At 52.9% G+C, this 20,703-nt stretch carries 23 protein-coding genes, 4 tRNA genes and 1 pseudogene; 16 read left to right on the forward strand and 12 right to left on the reverse strand.

Annotated elements, in window-relative coordinates:
• Positions 1-55 precede the first annotated feature (55 nt).
• The 4 genes from NA986_RS22615 to NA986_RS22630 all read left to right on the forward strand — a co-directional run bounded on the left by NA986_RS22615 (position 56) and on the right by NA986_RS22630 (position 488).
• Positions 56-132: transfer RNA gene (locus tag NA986_RS22615), tRNA-Arg, on the forward strand.
• 54 nt (positions 133-186) lie between these two features.
• A tRNA-His gene (locus NA986_RS22620) sits at positions 187-262 on the forward strand.
• A 20-nt stretch (positions 263-282) separates the two neighbouring features.
• Positions 283-369: transfer RNA gene (locus NA986_RS22625), tRNA-Leu, on the forward strand.
• A gap of 42 nt (positions 370-411) precedes the next feature.
• Positions 412-488, forward strand: a tRNA-Pro gene (locus NA986_RS22630).
• A gap of 581 nt (positions 489-1,069) precedes the next feature.
• Here NA986_RS22630 and hemY read toward each other — a convergent pair.
• Genes hemY through hemC form a run of 4 tightly spaced genes read right to left on the reverse strand, consistent with a single transcriptional unit; the run spans position 1,070 to position 5,138 of the window.
• Positions 1,070-2,266, reverse strand: coding sequence for a protoheme IX biogenesis protein HemY (gene hemY / locus NA986_RS22635; RefSeq protein WP_031607597.1), 1,197 nt, complete (start codon positions 2,264-2,266; stop codon positions 1,070-1,072).
• Positions 2,267-2,268: 2 nt separating this feature from the next.
• A complete protein-coding gene (hemX, locus tag NA986_RS22640; RefSeq protein WP_000138962.1) occupies positions 2,269-3,438 on the reverse strand; it encodes a uroporphyrinogen-III C-methyltransferase in 1,170 nt (389 codons plus the stop codon).
• 21 nt (positions 3,439-3,459) lie between these two features.
• The gene (hemD, locus tag NA986_RS22645) at positions 3,460-4,200 is read right to left on the reverse strand and encodes a uroporphyrinogen-III synthase (protein WP_000025495.1); all 741 of its coding nucleotides are present in this window, start codon (positions 4,198-4,200) and stop codon (positions 3,460-3,462) included.
• Entirely contained in the window at positions 4,197-5,138 is a 942-nt protein-coding gene (gene hemC, locus NA986_RS22650) for a hydroxymethylbilane synthase (protein ID WP_001521319.1), read from the reverse strand. The genes hemD and hemC overlap by 4 nt, the downstream gene beginning before the upstream one ends.
• A 376-nt stretch (positions 5,139-5,514) precedes the next feature.
• On the opposite strand from hemC, the gene cyaA reads away from it, so the two are divergent.
• From cyaA to NA986_RS22670, 4 genes are all read left to right on the forward strand, one after another.
• Positions 5,515-8,061, forward strand: a complete 2,547-nt coding sequence (cyaA, locus tag NA986_RS22655; RefSeq protein ID WP_023215727.1) for a class I adenylate cyclase — start codon at positions 5,515-5,517, stop codon at positions 8,059-8,061.
• A gap of 107 nt (positions 8,062-8,168) precedes the next feature.
• Entirely contained in the window at positions 8,169-8,525 is a 357-nt protein-coding gene (locus NA986_RS22660) for a hypothetical protein (protein WP_000752580.1), read from the forward strand.
• A 185-nt stretch (positions 8,526-8,710) separates the two neighbouring features.
• A complete protein-coding gene (locus NA986_RS22665) occupies positions 8,711-9,253 on the forward strand; it encodes an STM3941 family protein (RefSeq protein WP_001747560.1) in 543 nt (180 codons plus the stop codon).
• A gap of 11 nt (positions 9,254-9,264) precedes the next feature.
• Positions 9,265-9,627, forward strand: coding sequence for a hypothetical protein (locus NA986_RS22670; protein WP_010989084.1), 363 nt, complete (start codon positions 9,265-9,267; stop codon positions 9,625-9,627).
• A gap of 70 nt (positions 9,628-9,697) precedes the next feature.
• Here the strand turns inward: NA986_RS22670 and cyaY are convergent, their stop codons facing one another.
• From cyaY to NA986_RS22690, 4 genes and pseudogenes are all read right to left on the reverse strand, one after another.
• Positions 9,698-10,018 (reverse strand): iron donor protein CyaY, encoded by a 321-nt coding sequence (gene cyaY / locus NA986_RS22675; RefSeq protein WP_023215728.1) that lies wholly within the window; start codon positions 10,016-10,018, stop codon positions 9,698-9,700.
• Between the two features lie 69 nt (positions 10,019-10,087).
• Positions 10,088-10,477 carry a DUF3021 family protein gene (locus NA986_RS22680; protein ID WP_017442077.1) on the reverse strand — a complete coding sequence of 130 codons (390 nt, stop codon included), beginning with the start codon at positions 10,475-10,477 and terminating at the stop codon, positions 10,088-10,090.
• Positions 10,465-10,767 (reverse strand): annotated as a pseudogene (locus NA986_RS22685) (hypothetical protein); the annotation flags it as partial. The pseudogene NA986_RS22685 and the gene NA986_RS22680, both read right to left, overlap by 13 nt.
• Positions 10,737-10,988: a hypothetical protein gene (locus tag NA986_RS22690; protein ID WP_001621231.1), complete on the reverse strand. Its 252-nt coding sequence runs from the start codon at positions 10,986-10,988 to the stop codon at positions 10,737-10,739. The pseudogene NA986_RS22685 and the gene NA986_RS22690, both read right to left, overlap by 31 nt.
• A 185-nt stretch (positions 10,989-11,173) precedes the next feature.
• Here NA986_RS22690 and lptM point away from each other — a divergent pair, with 185 nt between their 5' ends.
• From lptM to corA, 8 genes are all read left to right on the forward strand, one after another.
• Positions 11,174-11,377 carry an LPS translocon maturation chaperone LptM gene (gene lptM, locus NA986_RS22695; protein ID WP_000799903.1) on the forward strand — a complete coding sequence of 68 codons (204 nt, stop codon included), beginning with the start codon at positions 11,174-11,176 and terminating at the stop codon, positions 11,375-11,377.
• Positions 11,378-11,413: 36 nt separating this feature from the next.
• Entirely contained in the window at positions 11,414-12,238 is an 825-nt protein-coding gene (dapF, locus tag NA986_RS22700; RefSeq protein WP_001160671.1) for a diaminopimelate epimerase, read from the forward strand.
• The gene (locus NA986_RS22705) at positions 12,235-12,942 is read left to right on the forward strand and encodes a DUF484 domain-containing protein (RefSeq protein WP_000812763.1); all 708 of its coding nucleotides are present in this window, start codon (positions 12,235-12,237) and stop codon (positions 12,940-12,942) included. The genes dapF and NA986_RS22705 overlap by 4 nt, the downstream gene beginning before the upstream one ends.
• The gene (xerC, locus tag NA986_RS22710) at positions 12,939-13,841 is read left to right on the forward strand and encodes a tyrosine recombinase XerC (RefSeq protein WP_000132874.1); all 903 of its coding nucleotides are present in this window, start codon (positions 12,939-12,941) and stop codon (positions 13,839-13,841) included. The genes NA986_RS22705 and xerC overlap by 4 nt, the downstream gene beginning before the upstream one ends.
• On the forward strand, positions 13,841-14,557 hold the full coding sequence (gene yigB / locus NA986_RS22715; protein ID WP_001213560.1) for a 5-amino-6-(5-phospho-D-ribitylamino)uracil phosphatase YigB: 717 nt from the start codon (positions 13,841-13,843) through the stop codon (positions 14,555-14,557). The genes xerC and yigB overlap by 1 nt, the downstream gene beginning before the upstream one ends.
• A gap of 134 nt (positions 14,558-14,691) precedes the next feature.
• Complete coding sequence (gene uvrD, locus NA986_RS22720) at positions 14,692-16,854, forward strand: DNA helicase II (RefSeq protein WP_000383436.1); 2,163 nt, start codon at positions 14,692-14,694, stop codon at positions 16,852-16,854.
• A gap of 259 nt (positions 16,855-17,113) precedes the next feature.
• The gene (ysgD, locus tag NA986_RS22725) at positions 17,114-17,170 is read left to right on the forward strand and encodes a YsgD/CorL family protein (protein ID WP_212723238.1); all 57 of its coding nucleotides are present in this window, start codon (positions 17,114-17,116) and stop codon (positions 17,168-17,170) included.
• A gap of 155 nt (positions 17,171-17,325) precedes the next feature.
• On the forward strand, positions 17,326-18,276 hold the full coding sequence (gene corA, locus NA986_RS22730; RefSeq protein WP_000947139.1) for a magnesium/cobalt transporter CorA: 951 nt from the start codon (positions 17,326-17,328) through the stop codon (positions 18,274-18,276).
• Positions 18,277-18,324: 48 nt separating this feature from the next.
• Here corA and yigF read toward each other — a convergent pair whose 3' ends face one another.
• Genes yigF through yigI form a run of 4 tightly spaced genes read right to left on the reverse strand, consistent with a single transcriptional unit; the run spans position 18,325 to position 20,609 of the window.
• Positions 18,325-18,705 (reverse strand): inner membrane protein YigF, encoded by a 381-nt coding sequence (gene yigF / locus NA986_RS22735; RefSeq protein WP_000356594.1) that lies wholly within the window; start codon positions 18,703-18,705, stop codon positions 18,325-18,327.
• A 15-nt stretch (positions 18,706-18,720) separates the two neighbouring features.
• A complete protein-coding gene (locus tag NA986_RS22740; RefSeq protein ID WP_001538085.1) occupies positions 18,721-19,179 on the reverse strand; it encodes a membrane protein in 459 nt (152 codons plus the stop codon).
• A 34-nt stretch (positions 19,180-19,213) separates the two neighbouring features.
• The gene (rarD, locus tag NA986_RS22745) at positions 19,214-20,098 is read right to left on the reverse strand and encodes an EamA family transporter RarD (RefSeq protein WP_000339080.1); all 885 of its coding nucleotides are present in this window, start codon (positions 20,096-20,098) and stop codon (positions 19,214-19,216) included.
• A gap of 43 nt (positions 20,099-20,141) precedes the next feature.
• Complete coding sequence (gene yigI, locus NA986_RS22750) at positions 20,142-20,609, reverse strand: acyl-CoA thioesterase YigI (protein WP_001277136.1); 468 nt, start codon at positions 20,607-20,609, stop codon at positions 20,142-20,144.
• Between the last annotated feature and the right edge of the window lie 94 nt (positions 20,610-20,703).

Below are 20,703 nucleotides of genomic sequence, written 5' to 3' on the forward strand. Positions count from 1 at the left end.
GGCACTGGACAGCGGGGTGTGAAGTCCGTATTATCCACCCCCGCAACGGCGCTAAGCGCCCGTAGCTCAGCTGGATAGAGCGCTGCCCTCCGGAGGCAGAGGTCTCAGGTTCGAATCCTGTCGGGCGTACCATTTATTTAGGTGCTTGAGCTGCGGTGGTTTAATACCGCGTAAAAAGTTTCAGTGGTGGCTATAGCTCAGTTGGTAGAGCCCTGGATTGTGATTCCAGTTGTCGTGGGTTCGAATCCCATTAGCCACCCCATTAATATAGAGTTGTGAAACGCGAAGGTGGCGGAATTGGTAGACGCGCTAGCTTCAGGTGTTAGTGTCCTTACGGACGTGGGGGTTCAAGTCCCCCCCCTCGCACCACGACTCAATGAATTGAACTAAAAATTCAAAAAAGCAGTATATCGGCGAGTAGCGCAGCTTGGTAGCGCAACTGGTTTGGGACCAGTGGGTCGGAGGTTCGAATCCTCTCTCGCCGACCAATTTTGAACCCCGCTTCGGCGGGGTTTTTTGTTTTCTGTTCATTTTCAACCACTTATCCCGCACGTGTTGCCATTATGGTTTATTGGCGATATCCCAGGCTTCATTTGTCGCTATTCGGTGACGAATAATCTATTGATTTATAATCACTTTATAAAAAGCATCCTGTTCTGTCTCCGCCGGGCGACACGCTAAAACCTCGCTAGCGGCGGGGGGATGACAATCGTGTGAATTCTCTACGTTTTTTTAATGCCTGCGCCTGTTTTTTAGCGGTGCAAAGATGGCACGTTATGTGCAATAATGTACGGGTAGATGCTCATTCCCTCTCTTATGTTCGCCTTCTGGCCTCATAAACTCAGGAATGATGCAGAGCCGTTTACGGTGCTTATCGTCCACTGACAGATGTCGCTTACGCCTCATCAAACACCCTGGACACAACGTTGAGTGAAGCACCCCTTTATGTTGTCATACAGACCTGTTTTGACGCCTGCCCCTTAACCGGGCAGGCGTTTTTTTATGCATCCCGAATGATTTTGTGTAGGCGGTAAGCCCGGTAAGCGAAGCGCCACCGGGCAAGAGGGAATTACTGCGGGGGATTGTTCTGTAATGTCAGCATCAGGCCGTCGCGTCGCATGGCGGCGGCCTCTTCGGGTTGATGCAGTCGATCAAGCGCATCGGCAAGCCAGGCATAATCATACGCGTCCGGGCGTTGTTTCAGCGCGGCGCGGAAAGCCAGAGTCGCCTCCTGCCATTCACCGTGTTTCATTAGCGACTGGCCGAGCGTGCTCCATAACAGCGGGCGATCGCCTACCGTCTTGATTTGCTGGCGCAGCACTTTCTCCAGTTGTTCCGGATTATTGGTTCTGAGGCGAGGAATGGGCAGCACCAGCCGATCGTCATACTGGCGTTTCAGACCGTCAATGATAATCTGCTGCGCCATATCATGATCGTCACATTCGATCAGATGCTCGGCCATTGCGACCTGCAGCGCCACCTGATGGCGGGTTTTACGGCTTTGGTTTTTCCACCAGGCGCGTAATCCTTCGCTGCCCTGCTCGGCACGCGCCTGATCCATGAGTCCTATCCACGCCTGTTGTTCGAGCATGGCGCGATGCGCTTCATCGCCGACGTGCGCTTTCGCCATGGATGGGATGATATCCAGTAAAGAACTCCATGCGCTGGTGCGAATATAGGCCTGCTCCGCCAGACGCAGAACTTCCGGGTGACGCGGCGTGACCTCCAGCAGTTTGTCCACGCCGTGACGCGCCGCGTGATTTTCATTGCGCGCCAGCTGTAAGCGCACGCGTGTGATCTCGACCGGGATGGTGTCGTTCCCCGCCAGCTCTGCCGCACGTTCAAGGTGCTGATTAGCGCGTGCTTCATCGCCGCGCTGCTGCGCCGCTTCTGCCGCCAGCAGATAATTTACCACCGGTTGTTCAGCATGGTCGGCATTTTTTGACATCAGCTTTTCAACCTGCTGATAGTCGCCCTCCGCCAGCTTCAGCAGCGCCTGTTCGGTCTGCTTGCGGGCGCGACGGCGTTTACGGCCGGCAAACCAACCGCGGGTGTGCGCGCCGGTACGAAACAGACGGCGTAGCAACCACTCAATGGCGAATAGCACCACCATAGCGACGATGAGAATGATCGCCAGTCCGGTGACGCTGGTTTCAATGTTGTAGTTATCGGTCTGGATTAACACATAGCCCTGGTGACCGGCTATCATCGGGCCGACCACGATACCCGCGAGCAACAACACAAAGAGCAATAATACTTTTAGCATCATTATTCTCCTTGCGGCGCGGCTGCCGGAGCGTCTGTCTGCGTGGCAGGCGCTGCCGTAGAGACTGTCGGTTGCGCCAGCAGATTACGCACGCGGGTTTGCATCAGTTTTTCAAGAATCGCCTGGCTTCCCAGAGTTTCCGGCAGATCCATCGTGATATTTTGCTGGCTTAATTTATCGACCTCCTCCAGGAAGGCTTTTGTCGCGGCGTCGTCAGTATCGTAATAAGCGCGAACCCAGGTCGAAACGTTATCCAGCGCCTGACGGTATGTTTCTTCCTGATGGCGTGGCACGGCCTGCGCGGCGACTAACAGGCGGGAGCGAATATTTTCGCGTAAATAGACGTCCTGGTTGGGCGCCAACAGCGGTACGGCGGTATCATCGCGGCGGCGAATGGTAATAAAGCTGTCCATAAAGTTCTGCCAGCTTTTTTGCAGGTTAACGCGCCATTCGCTTAGCGAGCTGGACAGCTCGCTGCTGTCTGAATCCATCGGCGAACCATCGGTATCGTTATCCGCCAGACGCAGGTTATCGATTTGGTTAGAGAGCTGATTGAGTTTGAGAATAATGCCGTCGTAGTCGATCTGCGCAACGGATGACAGGCTGGCGATATCGTCAGTAATCGCGCGTCGTGCGGTAATCAGGCTGGGGTCATTCATGTCCGCCAGACTGGCGTCAGCGCTTTTGAGCAGCGCAGCGGCGGTAGTGACGTCCTGATCGCTCCATAGCTTGCGTCCGGCGAGTTTCACCAGGAAATCAGCCTGCGCCAGCAGCCAGGTTTTAGCATCGCTGCCGGAAATGGTGGCGACTTTTTGTTGTACTTCATCAAGCTGTTTCGCCAGCGCCGCCTGTTGGCGATTTGCGTCATCTAACTGCGCCGCTTGTTTTTTGATAATCCCTTCCAGCTCCGCTTTTTGGCTCTCCTGCGCCTTTTGCAAGGCGGTTAGTTGCGTCGCCAGCGCATCGCTGGTTTCCGTTTGCGCGGTTGCCTGCTGTTTTCCCCAGCCATAAAGCCCAATACCTGCCGCCAGGGCAATCGCAATCGCCACCGCGCTTAATACCAGCGCGGCGCCGTTCTTACTTTTTTTCTCGGTATTAACTGGCTGTGGCGTGGTTTCCACGCTCTCCCTGGTCTCATCAACCACGGCGGAGGATTTTTCTTGTTCCGTCATTATGGCATCCCATTATGAGAGTTATTGTAATGCGCGCAACAGCGCATCGTTGTCGGCGTTATCAGCGACCTTAATATCTTGCCAGCCCAGTTCCCGGGCGAGGTGCGCCAGACGCTCACTGACGACCAATAGCCGACAGCGTAGTAACCAGTGCTCACGATACCACTGGGGAGTCAGCGACCAGAGCCGTTGCAACATCTCGCCGCTGGTAACAACAAGCGTTGTTACGCCGCGAGTATGCCAGCGCATCGCTTCTTCCGCGCCATCGTAATGTTTCGCACATCGTTGATAACATTCACAAAAACTGACTTCGGCTCCGCGAGCTGTCAGGGTTTCGCCCAGCAGTTCGCGGCCGCCATTGCCACGCAAAATCAGCGCGCGTTTGCCCGCAATATTTTGTAATTCAGGTAATTGTAGCAAGGCTTCGCTGATTTCCCGATCCAATGGATAACGAATATCGAACCCGCTAACGGTATGAAGGGCGAGCGCCGTGGTGCGGCCAATCGCGAAATAGCGCGGCGACGCAGGCCAGTTTCGACCATCCCGCTGGAGCTGGGCGTGAGCAAAGGCGACGGCGTGCTGTGAAAGGGCAAAAACCAGATCGTTTTCCGTCAGCGTCGCCAGGCGGTCGGCCAGGGTGGGTAGCTCCCGGCCGGCGACAAATTCAATCAGTGGAAAACTCCAGGCCACCTGCCCCAGTGCGCGCAGACGGCTCACTAACGCTTCCCCTGCGGGAGAGGGGCGGGTGATCAGAATACTCATGCGGGCGTCTCGCCGTTATAAACTTCTGTCAGAATCGCGCGCGCGCCGTTTTCCAGCAGTTCCTCTGCAAGCGAGATGCCCATTTGCTCCGCCTGCTCGGGAGAACCACGACGTTCGCCGCGCACCATCACCGAACCGTCCGGCGCGCCAACCAGCGCGCGTAACCAAATTTCACCGTTGATGATTTCTGCATAGCTGCCAATCGGCACCTGACACCCGCCTTCCAGGCGGGTGTTCATAGCGCGTTCCGCCGTTACGCGCAGCGCGGTTTGCGAGTGATTCAACGGTGCGAGCAGCGCCTGTGTTCGCGCGTCGTCAAGACGACACTCAATCCCGACGGCGCCCTGGCCTACGGCAGGAAGCGAAACGTCGGGCGGCAAGGCTGTGCGAATGCGCGACTCCAGACCTAAGCGTTTCAGACCGGCCACGGCCAGGATAATGGCGTCATAGTCGCCGTTGTCCAGCTTGCCGAGACGTGTGCCGACGTTGCCGCGCAACGAACGGATAATGAGGTCCGGACGGCGTTCCGCCAGTTGACACTGGCGACGCAAACTGGACGTCCCGACGATACTACCCGCGGGCAGATCGTCCAGACTGTGATATTTATTCGAGACAAACGCGTCGCGCGGATCTTCGCGCTCGCAAATGGTCACCAGACCGAGACCGTCCGGGAAGGCCACCGGAACGTCTTTCATAGAGTGCACGGCGATATCAGCGCGTTTTTCCAGCAGCGCGATTTCAAGCTCTTTAACAAACAGTCCCTTACCGCCCACTTTCGCCAGGGGAGTATCAAGGATCACGTCGCCGCGTGTGACCATCGGCACCAGTTCTACCGTCAGTCCCGGATGGGTTGCCATCAATGCGTCTTTGACATAATGTGCCTGCCAAAGCGCAAGGGGACTTTGGCGTGTGGCAATTCTTAAAACATTGTCTAACATGCTTGTTACCGTCATTATCAATCATTGACCATCCTAACATCCTTATAGAGAGTATGTTAGTTTTCCGGTCACCGTGAGTGAGAGGATAAGGCGCAGTGTCGTCAATGACAGTGAATAATGACGAGAAACCGCCAGCCCGTATTTAAGAATTTACACGCAGCGAACGGTGCTACACTTGTATGTAGCGCATCTTTCTTTACGGTCAATGAGCAAGGTGTTAAATTGATCACGTTTTAGACCATTTTTTCGTCGGTATTAGATAAAAATATGCAGACGAGAAAGGGTAACGGTTATTTTTGACATACGGTTTATCCCGAATGGCGACGGTCAAGTACTGACCTGCACCATGACGGGTAGCAACATCAGGCGATACGTCTTGTACCTCTATATTGAGACTCTGAAACAGAGACTGGATGCCATAAATCAACTGCGTGTGGATCGCGCGCTTGCTGCCATGGGACCCGCTTTTCAGCAGGTTTACAGTCTTCTGCCGACATTATTGCACTATCACCATCCACTGATGCCGGGTTACCTTGATGGTAACGTTCCCAGCGGTATTTGCTTCTACACGCCTGATGAAACCCAACGCCACTATCTGAACGAACTTGAGCTGTACCGCGGTATGACGCCGCAGGACCCGCCGAAGGGCGAGCTGCCGATTACCGGCGTTTACACCATGGGCAGCACCTCCTCGGTCGGGCAGAGCTGCTCGTCCGACCTGGATATCTGGGTGTGCCATCAGTCCTGGCTCGACGGCGAAGAGCGTCAGTTGCTGCAACGTAAGTGTAGCCTGCTGGAAAGCTGGGCCGCCTCGCTTGGCGTTGAGGTGAGCTTCTTCCTGATCGACGAGAACCGTTTCCGCCATAACGAAAGCGGCAGTCTGGGCGGGGAAGACTGTGGTTCTACGCAGCATATCCTGTTGCTTGATGAGTTTTATCGTACCGCTGTGCGCCTGGCCGGGAAGCGTATCCTGTGGAGTATGGTGCCGTGCGACGAAGAAGAGCATTACGACGACTATGTCATGACGCTCTACGCGCAGGGCGTATTAACGCCAAACGAATGGCTGGATCTGGGGGGCTTAAGCTCGCTCTCCGCCGAAGAGTACTTTGGCGCCAGCCTGTGGCAGCTATACAAGAGCATTGACTCGCCGTACAAAGCGGTGCTGAAAACGCTGCTGCTGGAAGCCTACTCATGGGAATATCCCAACCCACGTCTGCTGGCGAAAGATATTAAACAACGTCTGCATGACGGTGAAATCGTATCGTTTGGACTCGATCCCTACTGCATGATGCTGGAACGGGTCACTGAATACCTGATGGCGATTGAAGATCCGACGCGGCTGGATTTAGTCCGCCGCTGCTTTTACCTGAAAGTGTGCGAGAAATTAAGTCGCGAGCGCGCCTGCGTAGGCTGGCGTCGGGAAGTATTAAGCCAGTTAGTCAGCGAGTGGGGATGGGACGACGCGCGTCTGACCATGCTCGATAATCGCGCAAACTGGAAAATCGATCAGGTGCGCGAAGCCCACAACGAATTGCTCGACGCCATGATGCAGAGCTATCGTAATCTGATTCGCTTTGCGCGGCGCAACAACCTCAGCGTGAGTGCCAGCCCGCAGGATATCGGCGTACTGACGCGTAAGCTGTACGCGGCTTTTGAAGCGTTGCCGGGTAAAGTCACGCTGGTGAACCCGCAGATATCGCCGGATCTGTCCGAGCCGAATTTAACCTTTATCCATGTGCCGCCGGGACGCGCCAACCGTTCAGGCTGGTATCTCTACAACCGCGCGCCGAACATGGATTCCATCATCAGCCATCAGCCGCTGGAATATAACCGTTATCTTAATAAGCTGGTCGCGTGGGCGTGGTTCAACGGCCTGCTGACGTCGCGAACGCATCTGTTTATTAAGGGCAACGGTATTGTCGACCTGCCTAAGTTGCAGGAGATGGTCGCCGATGTTTCGCACCATTTCCCGCTGCGCTTGCCTGCTCCGACGCCGAAAGCGCTCTACAGCCCCTGTGAAATTCGCCATCTGGCGATTATCGTTAACCTCGAATATGACCCGACGGCGGCGTTTCGCAATAAAGTGGTCCATTTTGACTTCCGTAAGCTGGACGTTTTCAGCTTTGGCGAAGAGCAAAACTGTCTGATAGGCAGTATCGACTTGTTATATCGCAACTCGTGGAACGAAGTGCGTACTCTGCACTTTAACGGCGAGCAGGCGATGATCGAAGCGCTGAAAACGATTCTGGGGAAAATGCACCAGGATGCCGCGCCGCCGGATAGCGTGGAGGTGTTCTGCTACAGTCAGCATCTTCGCGGCCTGATTCGCACCCGTGTGCAGCAACTGGTCTCCGAATGTATTGAGCTACGTCTTTCCAGCACCCGTCAGGAGACCGGTCGCTTCAAGGCGCTGCGGGTTTCCGGGCAGACGTGGGGGCTATTCTTCGAACGCTTGAATGTCTCGGTGCAGAAGCTGGAGAACGCTATCGAATTCTACGGCGCGATTTCGCATAACAAGCTGCACGGGCTGTCGGTACAGGTGGAAACCAACCAGGTGAAATTGCCGTCAGTGGTGGATGGCTTCGCCAGCGAAGGGATCATCCAGTTCTTCTTTGAAGAAACGGGCGATGAGAAAGGCTTTAATATTTATATTCTGGATGAAAGTAACCGGGCGGAAGTGTATCACCACTGCGAAGGTAGCAAGGAAGAACTGGTGCGCGACGTCAGTCGCTTCTATTCGTCATCGCACGATCGCTTCACGTATGGCTCCAGTTTTATCAACTTTAACCTGCCGCAGTTCTACCAGATAGTGAAAACCGATGGCCGCGCGCAGGTGATCCCATTCCGTACGCAGCCTATCAACACCGTGCCGCCAGCAAACCAGGATCATGACGCGCCGCTATTGCAGCAGTATTTTTCGTAAGTGCTGCGCCGGGCAAAGCTGCCCGGCCGGCGTTCACCGCTTCACATTAACTTCACCCAACTTCGTTACCGTGACCTCCGCATTTGGTTTACAGGAGGAGGTTTGAGGTGGCAGATGCGTTCATTTTGTTAGGGATAGTCATGGCGATGGTCAGCCTCGGCTTCATTCTTATAAATAAGTTATTCTGTTTTATATCCGCTGGGTGCCTGCTCTCGCTATGCGCCAGCATGGCCAGTTTTCAACTCTGGGATGCGTCTTACTGGGGGCGATGGGGAAAAGTATGTCCCGGTCTGGAGGATGTGATCATCTCCTGCGACAATTACCATTTTCTCTATGACTTGGGATGGGAATTGTACGGTATCGCCTTTTTGTTCTTTACCGCGTTAATGCTCACATGTGCGGCCATTATTCTTATCAATATGATTATGGCTTTAGAGCGATACTGTGCCGGATGGCGGCGCTAACACGCCTTATCCAGCCTACATTCGAAGAATGCTCATTGAGCGGAACAAGGTTTAGACAATATTTTTTCTTATACAATTTATGTAGTAATATCCAGACCGTTCAAAACGCTATCGCGTCTTTCATTGTTTTCGTAAATATGTTTTGAAAAACCATATTAGAAACAAAAGCTCTTTAATGGTTTCTTATGGATGTTTTTATAAAAGGATATTATATGTCAATAAACAACCCTATTCTTATTTACGTGAATAAGAAACGACAAATAAAATTAGCTCTGTTTTATTCAGTGGTAGCTATAGCTCTTATGATGAGCCTCTTTCTAAATTATAGTATTATGCTAAAGATGGTGTGTGTTTTTTTAATACTCCTCATGATAGCAGGCGCAAGTGCTTACTGGTACTCCGCCTTTTCAGGAAAGCCACAGCTAACGTTGAACCAGGAGGGAGTAACATTACACACAACCAGGCTACCAATAGTTTACTGGCATGAAATCGACTATGTTGGTGAGCGTGTTAGCGATAATACGCCTGTGCTGGCCGTTTTTGTCAAAGATGTTGAGCTTTATTGTCAGCGAATTACTAATGAGAAAATGCGTAATAATTTTCTGTCATTATTAAATAAGCATGGAAGTAATCGCGTGATGAATATCTCTCTAAACGATCTCGATTATGATTCAGATGAGTTACAGGATATTTTTAAAATGGCTGTTGCCAGAAACCTGGAACAATAGGGTAGAGATATATGTTTTTTGTTATTACTCACCATATTGATGTGCTGCCTCTGGCAACCCTACCCACACATGAAACATGCCCTTATTGTAATAATCAGGATGTATGGTTGATTATTCGCCAAAAAAGGACCCGTACATGTGGTCTGTCTCAGGCGAGAAAAAGAGATAAGTTTGGTTTAGCGATATGCAATCATTGCAGCAATGAAATCAAGGAAAAACGTTGGTCACCAGCGTTACGTCAACTTTTTACCGAGCAGAAGCCACTATTTAACCTAACCTTTTGGCAACGCTACGGTTTTTGGGTTGGTTGGTTGAGTGTATGGCCCGCGCTGTTTCTGGCAACCTGGCTGTATTTCACATTTCGGGGTTGGTAATACGACCGCATATCTCGTTAAATATACGCAGGAAAGCGCTATTCTTCTGGCTCTCCTGCGGAATTAAAACTTAGCGAAAACTCACCTTTTCACCCGCTTGCTGCGTCGCCGCCTGCTCCAGCAGATCCCAGAAGGTTTCGCCGCTGCGATCGCAAATCCACTCGTCGCCTTTCAGATCGAAATGATAGCCGCCCTGTTTGGTCGCCAGCCACACCTGGTGCAACGGCTCCTGACGGTTAATAATGATCTTACTGCCGTTCTCAAAGCTGAGGGTCAGCACGCCGCCGTTGATTTCGCAGTCGATATCGCTGTCGCCGTCCCAGTTATCGAGGCGTTCTTCAATGGTGAGCCACAGGGCGTCAGCCAGGCGATGAAATTCACTGTCGTTCATTGTTTTATCCCGCTATTGAGTGATAGCGCCAGTATAAGGGGAAGCGTCAGCTTCTGGAACTGATACGAATTACCGTTGTGAGCGGTAAAGGATAAAACCCAGCGGTAGATAAATGACGATAAATAGCGCACTGGTGATAAGTATGACGGACGCGTTAACCGGGAAATGGTTCAGAGCCGACAGCATTGCCACCATCAGCGCGACGCAGCCGCCGCAGAGGAGAAAATGCAACAGGATTAAGGGGGCGCGCGGCTTTGCTTTGATATCCAAAAGAGCGCTAAGCAGACCGAGTACCGCGCTTATCGTCAGAACCCCGGCAGCTTCAACACCGTTTATCGTGCCGTGCATAACGCTTTCAATAATGACGTAAATGCATGAACCGATCCCCACGCCCCGAAGGGCGTTTTTCAGATGTTTATTCAAACGTGCAAAATGGTTTAGCGGCGTCATTTTTGGCATTCCGGTGCCTGCGTTATGATGATGATGTCTTTATTGTTGGTGTACATGACGTTCCTATTCAGAGTATGCGTCTTATCCGGGCAGGGGGATGCTGTTCGGTAAAGCTGGCTGCCAATCCACGTATAAACATAGCGGTTGTCATACGCAAAACGCTCGGTGACTTTTAGCGGCCCATTGATGCTAAAGACATGAATACCCTGACCTTGCTGGCTATCACGCATAAAATAGCCATGCTCTTTTCCGGCGTTAATTTCCCGGTTCAGGAAGGGGGCTGGGCTATCCAGTTCCAGCCCTGAGTTGCCGGGTTAATCAATGAATTGGGTAACCGACGCAGGCGTTTGAAATTCACCTCCGGCAACGAAAGATTGTTCTCCTCTTCTGGCTGGAGATAAACCACGCCGCTGCCTTGCCGTTGATAAACATTGTGCGGAGATTCACTCAGCCGGCATCCCCAGGCGGGAGGCAGCAGAAGTGAAAGCGAAAAAAGGCAAAACAAATTACGATATTGCATAAGGTCATCCGGACGTGGTACGTAAACCTAAAGTGATTAGCAAAGCATGTTCCCTGATGTAAATGCGCAATAATCATGGCAACGCGCCGCTTTTCAGATTTTATAAAGAGCCCCTAAACGCTTGCTTTTACGCCTTCTCCTGCGATGATAGAAAATAGAAAGCATGAACTTACAGGCAATCCATAATGAAAAACGTGTTTAAGACACTCGCTGTACTTCTTACTCTGTTCAGCCTGACGGGCTGCGGTTTGAAAGGGCCGCTTTATTTCCCGCCAGCCGATAAAAATGCGCCGCCGCCGACGAAAAAAGTCGATTCGCAAACGCAGTCCACGATGCCCGATAAGAACGATCGCGCAACGGGAGATGGCCCGTCCCAGGTCAATTACTGAGGATAGTTTTCTGTCCCCGCGTGAACGGAGTGAATGATGCAATTCTCTAAAATGCATGGCCTTGGCAACGATTTTATGGTCGTCGACGCGGTAACGCAGAATGTCTTTTTTTCGCCGGAACTGATTCGTCGACTATCCGACAGACACCTGGGCGTAGGGTTCGATCAGCTGCTGGTGGTTGAGCCGCCCTATGATCCTGAGTTGGACTTTCATTACCGCATCTTCAACGCCGACGGCAGTGAAGTCTCGCAGTGCGGCAATGGCGCGCGCTGTTTCGCGCGATTTGTTCGCCTGAAAGGGCTAACCAATAAACGCGACATTCGGGTCAGTACCGCGAATGGCCGGATGGTACTGAGCGTCACGGAAGATGAACTGGTGCGGGTGAATATGGGGGAGCCAAACTTTGAACCCGCGCAGGTGCCTTTTCGCGCCAACAAAGCGGAAAAGACGTATATTATGCGAGCGGCGGAACAGACCATACTGTGCGGCGTGGTTTCAATGGGCAATCCGCACTGTGTCATTCAGGTTGATAACGTCGACACGGCGGCCGTTGAAACACTGGGGCCGGTTCTGGAAAGCCATGAGCGTTTTCCGGAACGCGCCAACATTGGTTTTATGCAGGTTGTAAGACGTGAGCATATCCGGCTGCGAGTCTATGAACGCGGCGCAGGGGAGACCCGCGCGTGCGGCAGCGGCGCGTGCGCTGCCGTTGCCGTGGGGATTCAGCAGGGACTGCTGGCTGAAGAGGTACGCGTGGAATTACCGGGCGGTCGGCTGGATATCGCCTGGAAAGGTCCGGGTCATCCGTTATACATGACTGGTCCGGCGGCACATATCTACGACGGATTTATCCATTTATGAAGCAACCAGAGGAAGAACTACAGGAAACGCTCACGGAACTGGACGATCGAGCGGTCGTCGATTACCTGCGCCACCACCCTGAGTTTTTTATCCGTAACGCCCATGCCGTGGAAGCGATGCGTGTTCCACATCCCGTGCGGGGAACGGTTTCGCTCGTTGAGTGGCATATGGCCCGCGCGCGTAATCACATCAATGTGCTTGAAGAAAATATGACGCTGCTGATGGAACAGGCTCATGCCAATGAAAGCCTGTTTTATCGCTTGCTGCATCTGCAAAGCCGTCTGGTCGCCGCGGATAGTCTGGATGAGATGCTGGTGCGGTTTCACCGCTGGGCGCGCGATTTGGGGCTTGCCGGCGCGACGCTGCGTTTGTTCCCGGATCGGTGGCGTCTTGGCGCGCCATCGCGCTATACGCATCTGGCTTTAAACCGTCAGGCCTTCGAGCCGCTGCGTATTCAGCGGCTGGGACAGTCGCAGCATTATCTTGGCCCGCTAAACGGCCCGGAACTGCTGGTGGTCTTGCCGGAGGCGAAGGCTGTAGGCTCGGTAGCCATGTCGATGATGGGCAGCGATGGCGACCTCGGGGTGATTCTCTTCAGCAGCCGTGACCCGCACCACTATCAGCCGGGGCAGGGGACGCAGCTTTTACAGGAGATCGCGCTGATGCTGCCGGAACTGCTGGAACGCTGGATTAAACGCGTATGACGGATGTCGCGCTTTCTCAGGACGTCTCGCGGTTCCTGCGCTATTTAGGCGTGGAGCGCCAGCTTAGCCCTATTACCCTGCTGAACTACCAGCGTCAGCTTGATGCCATTATCGCTTTAGCCGGAGAAACCGGGCTGAAAAGCTGGCAACAATGTGACGCTGCGATTGTGCGCAGTTTTGCGGTGCGCAGTCGGCGCAAAGGGCTTGGCCCTGCCAGTCTGGCGCTACGTCTCTCGGCATTGCGAAGCTTTTTTGACTGGTTAGTCAGTCAGGGCGAATTGAAAGCTAACCCGGCGAAGGGCGTCTCCGCACCGAAAGCGCCGCGTCATCTGCCGAAAAATATTGATGTCGACGACGTTAACCGCCTGCTGGACATCGATCTTAACGATCCGCTCGCCGTACGTGATCGGGCGATGCTGGAGGTCATGTACGGCGCGGGACTGCGTTTATCCGAACTGGTTGGCCTGGATATAAAGCACCTCGATCTCGATACCGGAGAAGTGTGGGTAATGGGTAAAGGCAGCAAAGAGCGACGCCTGCCGATTGGCCGTAACGCGGTGACGTGGATTGAGCACTGGCTGGATCTGCGCGGCCTGTTCGCCAGCGACGAAGAGGCGTTATTCCTGTCGAAGCTCGGCAAGCGTATCTCCGCGCGCAATGTCCAAAAACGGTTCGCCGAATGGGGCATAAAGCAGGGGCTAAACAGCCACGTGCATCCACATAAGCTGCGCCATTCGTTCGCGACCCATATGCTGGAATCGAGCGGCGATCTGCGCGGCGTGCAAGAGCTGCTGGGTCATGCCAACCTTTCCACCACCCAAATTTATACTCATCTTGATTTTCAACACCTTGCTTCAGTGTACGACGCGGCGCATCCGCGCGCTAAACGGGGGAAATAATGCGTTTTTACCGGCCTTTGGGGCGTATTGCCGCGCTCACCTTTGACCTGGATGATACCCTTTATGATAACCGTCCGGTGATTTTGCGTACTGAGCAGGAAGCGCTCGCTTTTATGCAAAATTATCACCCGTCGCTACGTTCGTTTCAAAACGTCGATTTACAGCGGATACGGCAGGCGGTGCGTGAAGCGGAGCCGGAAATCTATCATGACGTTACCCGCTGGCGCCATCGCGCGATAGAGCAGGCCATGCGGGATGCGGGATTATCGGCGCAGGAGGCCATTGCCGGCGCGAATGCGGCGATGATGCATTTTGCCAAATGGCGCAGCCAGATTGAGGTTCCGCAGGCTACCCATGAGACGTTACAGCAGCTTGCGAAAAAATGGCCGCTGGTGGCGATCACTAACGGCAACGCCCAGCCGGAACTGTTTGGCCTCGGCGATTACTTTAAGTTTGTACTGCGCGCCGGCCCGGATGGGCGTTCCAAGCCGTTTAGCGACATGTATTTCCTGGCGGCGGAAAAGCTGCATGTGCCGATCGGCGAGATCCTGCATGTCGGCGACGATCTGACTACCGATGTGGCTGGCGCTATTCGCTGTGGGATGCAGGCCTGCTGGATTAAACCTGAAAATGCCGACCTGATGCGGACGCAGGACAGCCGTTTACTGCCGCATATCGAAATTTCGCGGTTGGCATCTCTCACCTCGCTGATATAATCACCAGTAGTTCTGTATAAATTCCCAGTTATTCTGGCGGATGGCGCTATGCTTATCCGCCCTACGATAAGTAGCCCCGGTAAGCGAAGCGCCCCGGGCGTTTTTAGTTTTCATGTTTTTACGCGGCGGTGCCAATGGACGTTTCTTACCTGCTCGACAGCCTTAATGATAAACAGCGCGAAGCGGTGGCCGCGCCACGTAGCAACATGCTGGTGTTGGCGGGCGCGGGAAGCGGGAAAACCCGCGTGCTGGTGCACCGTATCGCCTGGTTACTGAGCGTAGAAAACAACTCGCCATACTCCATCATGGCGGTGACTTTTACCAACAAAGCGGCGGCGGAAATGCGCCATCGTATTGGCCAGTTGATGGGGACCAGCCAGGGCGGAATGTGGGTAGGGACGTTCCACGGTCTGGCGCACCGCCTGCTGCGCGCGCATCATATGGACGCTAATTTGCCGCAGGATTTCCAGATTCTCGACAGCGAAGATCAGATGCGTTTGCTTAAACGCCTGATTAAGGCGATGAATCTTGATGAGAAGCAGTGGCCGCCGCGTCAGGCGATGTGGTACATCAATAGCCAGAAAGACGAAGGGCTACGCCCGCACCATATCCAAAGCTATGGCAATCCGGTGGAGCAGACCTGGCAGAAGGTGTATCAGGCCTATCAGGAAGCGTGCGATCGCGCTGGTCTGGTGGATTTTGCCGAGCTACTGCTGCGCGCTCATGAACTATGGCTGAACAAGCCGCACATCCTGCAACACTATCGCGAGCGGTTTACTAACATCCTGGTGGACGAATTCCAGGATACCAACAACATTCAGTACGCCTGGGTTCGTCTGCTGGCGGGCGATACCGGTAAGGTGATGATTGTCGGCGACGATGACCAGTCGATCTACGGCTGGCGCGGGGCCCAGGTAGAGAACATCCAGCGCTTCCTCAATGATTTCCCCGGCGCGCAGACCATTCGTCTGGAGCAGAATTACCGCTCGACCAGCAACATCCTTAGCGCGGCGAACGCTCTGATTGAAAACAACAACGGGCGTTTGGGTAAAAAGCTGTGGACTGACGGCGTTGATGGCGAACCGATATCTCTGTACTGCGCTTTCAACGAACTGGATGAAGCGCGCTTTGTGGTTAACCGTATCAAAACCTGGCAGGACAACGGCGGCGCGCTTGCGCAATGCGCCATCCTTTATCGCAGCAACGCCCAGTCGCGCGTGCTGGAAGAAGCGTTATTACAGGCCAGTATGCCGTACCGCATTTACGGCGGGATGCGCTTCTTCGAACGCCAGGAGATCAAAGATGCGCTCTCTTATCTGCGTTTGATTGCCAATCGCAACGATGATGCCGCCTTTGAACGCGTGGTGAATACCCCAACGCGCGGTATCGGCGACCGCACGCTGGACGTGGTGCGCCAGACCTCGCGCGATCGCCAGCTAACATTGTGGCAGGCGTGCCGTGAGTTGTTACAGGAAAAAGCCCTGGCCGGGCGTGCGGCCAGCGCGCTGCAACGCTTTATGGAACTGATCGACGCCCTGGCGCAGGAAACCGCCGACATGCCGCTGCATGTGCAGACTGACCGGGTGATCAAAGATTCCGGCCTGCGCACCATGTATGAGCAAGAAAAAGGCGAGAAAGGCCAGACGCGCATCGAAAACTTAGAGGAACTGGTGACGGCAACGCGGCAGTTCAGCTACAACGACGAAGATGAAGATTTAATGCCATTGCAGGCCTTCCTCTCTCACGCGGCGCTGGAAGCGGGCGAGGGGCAGGCGGATACCTGGCAGGATGCGGTGCAGCTGATGACGCTGCACTCGGCCAAAGGGCTGGAGTTTCCGCAGGTGTTTATTGTCGGCATGGAAGAGGGCATGTTCCCCAGCCAGATGTCGCTGGATGAGGGCGGGCGTTTGGAAGAGGAGCGTCGTCTGGCCTACGTCGGCGTTACCCGTGCCATGCAGAAACTGACGCTAACCTATGCGGAAACTCGCCGTCTGTACGGTAAAGAGGTCTACCATCGCCCGTCGCGTTTTATCGGCGAACTGCCGGAGGAGTGCGTGGAAGAGGTCCGTCTGCGCGCCACCGTCAGTCGTCCGGTGAGCCATCAACGAATGGGAACGCCGCTGGCGGAAAACGACACAGGCTACAAACTCGGCCAACGCGTGCGCCATGCGAAGTTCGGCGAGGGAACTATTGTCAACCTGGAGGGCAGCGGCGAACATAGCCGGTTGCAGGTGGCTTTTCAGGGGCAAGGGATCAAATGGCTGGTTGCCGCATATGCGAAGCTGGAAACGGTTTGACCGACTCTCATATTGCCGGATGACGCCTCTTATCCGGCCTACGCGCTGGCTAACATTTTGATTTGTAGGCCGGATAAGGCGAAGCCGCCATCCGGCGATATATTGATGTTAATATTCTGAAATCATAGATAAATACTCTCACTCTGCTAACCTTTCTGCATAAGGGGAAATTATTGCTTTTTCGCGTTTCGTTGCGTGTTGACGGCAAATTTTTGCTGGCGTAACATGCGCCCACGATTACGCTAAGAGGACATTCGCCTTGGACACACCCAGTAGATACTGGCTCATTATCCTGTCATCCAGGATCAACTCCTAAGGCTATCCCTTTTTGCTGATAGCCTTAGCGGTTGTCAGCGACCTTTCATTTTTTCCCGTCGCGTTGAGTCAGGCTGTTTAATGGTCTGAAACCCAATTTGTTTCTGTGTGCCCATCTGAACTGTCCGATATTTTTACGCATTGGGAGTCCCGGTCATGCTGAGCGCATTTCAACTGGAAAAAAACCGACTGACCCGGCTGGAAGTCGAGGAGTCACAAAGCCTGATTGATGCCGTATGGGTCGATTTGGTCGAACCGGACGACGACGAGCGATTGCGCGTACAATCTGAGCTGGGCCAGAGTCTGGCGACGCGTCCTGAACTGGAAGATATCGAAGCATCCGCGCGCTTCTTTGAAGACGAAGACGGACTGCATATCCACTCCTTCTTCTTCTTCGAAGATGCGGAAGATCATGCCGGTAACTCTACGGTGGCATTCACTATTCGCGATGGCCGTCTGTTTACGCTGCGTGAACGCGAACTGCCCGCCTTCCGTTTGTATCGTATGCGCGCCCGCAGCCAGGCGATGGTCGACGGTAATGCTTATGAATTACTGCTCGATCTGTTCGAAACTAAAATTGAACAGTTGGCGGATGAAATCGAAAACATCTACAGCGATCTGGAAAAACTGAGCCGCGTCATTATGGAAGGGCATCAGGGCGATGAATACGACGAAGCGCTCTCCACGCTGGCGGAACTGGAAGATATCGGCTGGAAGGTACGCCTGTGTCTGATGGATACCCAACGCGCGCTGAACTTCCTGGTGCGCAAGGCGCGCTTACCGGGCGGACAGCTGGAGCAGGCGCGTGAGATCCTGCGCGATATCGAATCTCTGCTGCCGCACAATGAATCGCTGTTCCAGAAGGTGAACTTCCTGATGCAGGCGGCGATGGGTTTCATCAATATTGAGCAGAACCGCATTATCAAAATCTTCTCGGTGGTTTCCGTGGTGTTCCTGCCGCCGACGCTGGTCGCTTCCAGCTATGGGATGAACTTCGAGTTTATGCCGGAACTGAAGTGGAGCTTTGGTTATCCAGGCGCGATTATCTTTATGATTCTGGCGGGGCTTGCGCCGTATTTGTACTTTAAGCGCAAGAACTGGCTGTAAGACATTAAGGCCAGGGTGATTCAGCTGCGGCTGAACCACCCTGAAAAGTTACAGGCTCCAGGTATTGATACCTTTAACCTCTTTCTCATAGAACCACTTATTTGTATTGACGCCGACATAAGCTGCGACAACAAGTCCAAGTATGTTAACGCCGATTAATGCTCCAATAAATATTGCAACGATCCCTAATAAAATAACTATAATTGCTTTTTTCCACAGACCCAGTACAAACAAATAAATCCATGAGAAGAAAAAGGCAATAAAGTTTATTTGAATAGTCAACCGTTGTCGGGGCTTTAATGCTTTAAATGCCTGTTTATATTCTGGGCTTACTTTCCAAAATCCAGGGAAACCATGTTGATCGTAAAATGAAAAACGGTATTTCCATTTTTCAGATAGCGAACCATCATTAATATAATCCTTGTCCATGTAAACTCCATTAAATTACTTGTTGAGTGAATTCGAATCCGGGGGGGCCAGAAGTAGCAGAGAAAAGGTTGCAAAATACCATATTAGAAAAAGAGGCATACCAAAGCCATCGCAAGCGAAATCTTCAGCAACCATTATCACGAAGGAGGCAATATAGATTACAAGCGTACCCCATACATAGAATTTTATATATTCAAAGCCACTGTCTCTGAATCGCTGACAGTTTAAATTAATGACGAGATAATGTAGTAAAATTGTGAATAAAATTGCCAGTATCACAAAGCTTAAATGTAATAAAACCCCAACCAAAATGGAAAATATTATATTTATTAGCGCGAATGATAATAAATAACGACATCTGGAAACACATCTCTCAGATGAAGGAATAAAAACACTTAACATTAATTTCACATCCATATGTTGGGTTACGTCGTTAGCATGACAATATGCTACCCCCCTTACAAGGGGAGGCATATTTTTTCAGATTATATTTAGAATAATAGTCGCGTTATTTTTTACGCTGCGTATAAATCGCATCCATCACGAAAATCGCCAGCGCGACCCAGATAAACGCAAATGTCACCATCTTATCCGCGCCCGGCACTTCGCCATAAAACGTCACCGCCAGTAAAAACATCAGCGTTGGGCCGATATACTGGAAAAAGCCCAGTGTAGAAAGACGCAGACGCGTAGCCGCTCCGGTGAAGCACAGCAGCGGAATCGTAGTGACCACACCCGCCGCCATTAACAGCAAGTTCAACGATAGTGCGTTTTGCCCCATATGGCTGGTAGGGCTATCGGCGATGCCAAACAGATAAATCGCGGCGACCGGCAACAGCCATAGCGTTTCGACCAGCATACCCGTCTGCGCTTCAACGGCGATCTTCTTACGCACCAGGCCGTAAAACGCAAAACTAAACGCCAGCCCCAGCGCGATAATCGGCAGTGAACCAAAGGTCCAGAGTTGCACCAGCACGCCGCACACCGCCAGAATCACCGCCAGCCACTGCATTCGACGGAAGCGTTCGCCAAGAAAAATCATCCCCAGCAAGATGTTAACCAGCGGATTAATGAAATAACCCAGGCTGGCCTCCAGCATATGGTGATTATTTACCGCCCAAATGAACAATAGCCAGTTACCGCCGACCAGTACGGCGGACAGGGCCAGCAGGAAAATCTTCTTTGGCGTTTTCAGTAAGCGCTTAACCTGTCGCCACTGCCGGCTGACGCTAAGCAGCGCCACCATAAAGAAAAATGACCAAATCACGCGGTGCGTCAGGATCTCATCTGCGGGAACGTAATAGATCAGCTTGAAATATGCGGGGGCGATCCCCCAAATAAAATAGGCGGCAAGAGCGAGTAATACGCCCTGCCGTGTTTGTTTTGCGTCCATCCGGAAAACTCGTATCTGAAGTGTAACAACAGTTTACCTGCTTTTATCCCACCATATAAGTAGCGGTGGCGCTGGCGATGTACAGCTGATCTTCATTGTGTAATTCCACGCGGGCGACGGCCACTTTATTCCCTGCGCGCAGCAGGCTACTGGTGGCCGTAAAGCGGTTGCCTCTGCCCGGACGCAGGTAATCGACGCGCAGGTCAATCGTTCCCATCCGCGACAGGCGCTGGCGTAGTTCATCTTCGCTGATGGTTTCGTGGCGAGTTAGCGTGCTGCCGACGCATACCAGTCCGGCGGCGACATCCAGCGCAGAGGCGATCACGCCGCCGTGTAAAATGCTTTGCGCCCAGTTGCCGACCATCATCGGCTGGTTGTTGAAGGCCAGTTGGGCGAACGCTTTTTCATAGCGTTCCAGCTCCAGCCCTAACGCCCGATTAAACGGCATGTGGTAGACAAACATTTCACCCACTAATTTCAGAGCTTGTTCAGCGGTAAGTACAGCGGACATAGATTCCTGACACCTCATTGGTTAATGAAATGTTGATATTATGCTTCTTAATTGTTGTTTTCTACTTTAAGAAGGGATAACTAACGGCTATGTG

The sequence above is a fragment of the Salmonella sp. NW177 genome (assembly GCF_051811585.1).
GTDB lineage: Bacteria > Pseudomonadota > Gammaproteobacteria > Enterobacterales > Enterobacteriaceae > Salmonella > Salmonella enterica.

What these genes read in the sequence shown, in the direction of transcription:
- hemD (WP_000025495.1), bottom strand. Translation starts at nt 4,200, where the DNA reads ATGAGTATTCTGATCACCCGCCCCTCTCCCGCAGGGGAAGCGTTAGTG.
- hemY (WP_031607597.1), bottom strand. Translation starts at nt 2,266, where the DNA reads ATGCTAAAAGTATTATTGCTCTTTGTGTTGTTGCTCGCGGGTATCGTG.
- cyaY (WP_023215728.1), bottom strand. Translation starts at nt 10,018, where the DNA reads ATGAACGACAGTGAATTTCATCGCCTGGCTGACGCCCTGTGGCTCACC.
- yigF (WP_000356594.1), bottom strand. Translation starts at nt 18,705, where the DNA reads ATGGACAAGGATTATATTAATGATGGTTCGCTATCTGAAAAATGGAAA.
- dapF (WP_001160671.1), top strand. Translation starts at nt 11,414, where the DNA reads ATGCAATTCTCTAAAATGCATGGCCTTGGCAACGATTTTATGGTCGTC.
- NA986_RS22680 (WP_017442077.1), bottom strand. Translation starts at nt 10,477, where the DNA reads ATGCCAAAAATGACGCCGCTAAACCATTTTGCACGTTTGAATAAACAT.
- rarD (WP_000339080.1), bottom strand. Translation starts at nt 20,098, where the DNA reads ATGGACGCAAAACAAACACGGCAGGGCGTATTACTCGCTCTTGCCGCC.
- NA986_RS22740 (WP_001538085.1), bottom strand. Translation starts at nt 19,179, where the DNA reads ATGCCTCCCCTTGTAAGGGGGGTAGCATATTGTCATGCTAACGACGTA.
- uvrD (WP_000383436.1), top strand. Translation starts at nt 14,692, where the DNA reads ATGGACGTTTCTTACCTGCTCGACAGCCTTAATGATAAACAGCGCGAA.
- xerC (WP_000132874.1), top strand. Translation starts at nt 12,939, where the DNA reads ATGACGGATGTCGCGCTTTCTCAGGACGTCTCGCGGTTCCTGCGCTAT.
- yigB (WP_001213560.1), top strand. Translation starts at nt 13,841, where the DNA reads ATGCGTTTTTACCGGCCTTTGGGGCGTATTGCCGCGCTCACCTTTGAC.
- NA986_RS22690 (WP_001621231.1), bottom strand. Translation starts at nt 10,988, where the DNA reads ATGCAATATCGTAATTTGTTTTGCCTTTTTTCGCTTTCACTTCTGCTG.
- NA986_RS22670 (WP_010989084.1), top strand. Translation starts at nt 9,265, where the DNA reads ATGTTTTTTGTTATTACTCACCATATTGATGTGCTGCCTCTGGCAACC.
- hemC (WP_001521319.1), bottom strand. Translation starts at nt 5,138, where the DNA reads ATGTTAGACAATGTTTTAAGAATTGCCACACGCCAAAGTCCCCTTGCG.
- NA986_RS22705 (WP_000812763.1), top strand. Translation starts at nt 12,235, where the DNA reads ATGAAGCAACCAGAGGAAGAACTACAGGAAACGCTCACGGAACTGGAC.
- NA986_RS22665 (WP_001747560.1), top strand. Translation starts at nt 8,711, where the DNA reads ATGGATGTTTTTATAAAAGGATATTATATGTCAATAAACAACCCTATT.
- yigI (WP_001277136.1), bottom strand. Translation starts at nt 20,609, where the DNA reads ATGTCCGCTGTACTTACCGCTGAACAAGCTCTGAAATTAGTGGGTGAA.
- lptM (WP_000799903.1), top strand. Translation starts at nt 11,174, where the DNA reads ATGAAAAACGTGTTTAAGACACTCGCTGTACTTCTTACTCTGTTCAGC.
- hemX (WP_000138962.1), bottom strand. Translation starts at nt 3,438, where the DNA reads ATGACGGAACAAGAAAAATCCTCCGCCGTGGTTGATGAGACCAGGGAG.
- corA (WP_000947139.1), top strand. Translation starts at nt 17,326, where the DNA reads ATGCTGAGCGCATTTCAACTGGAAAAAAACCGACTGACCCGGCTGGAA.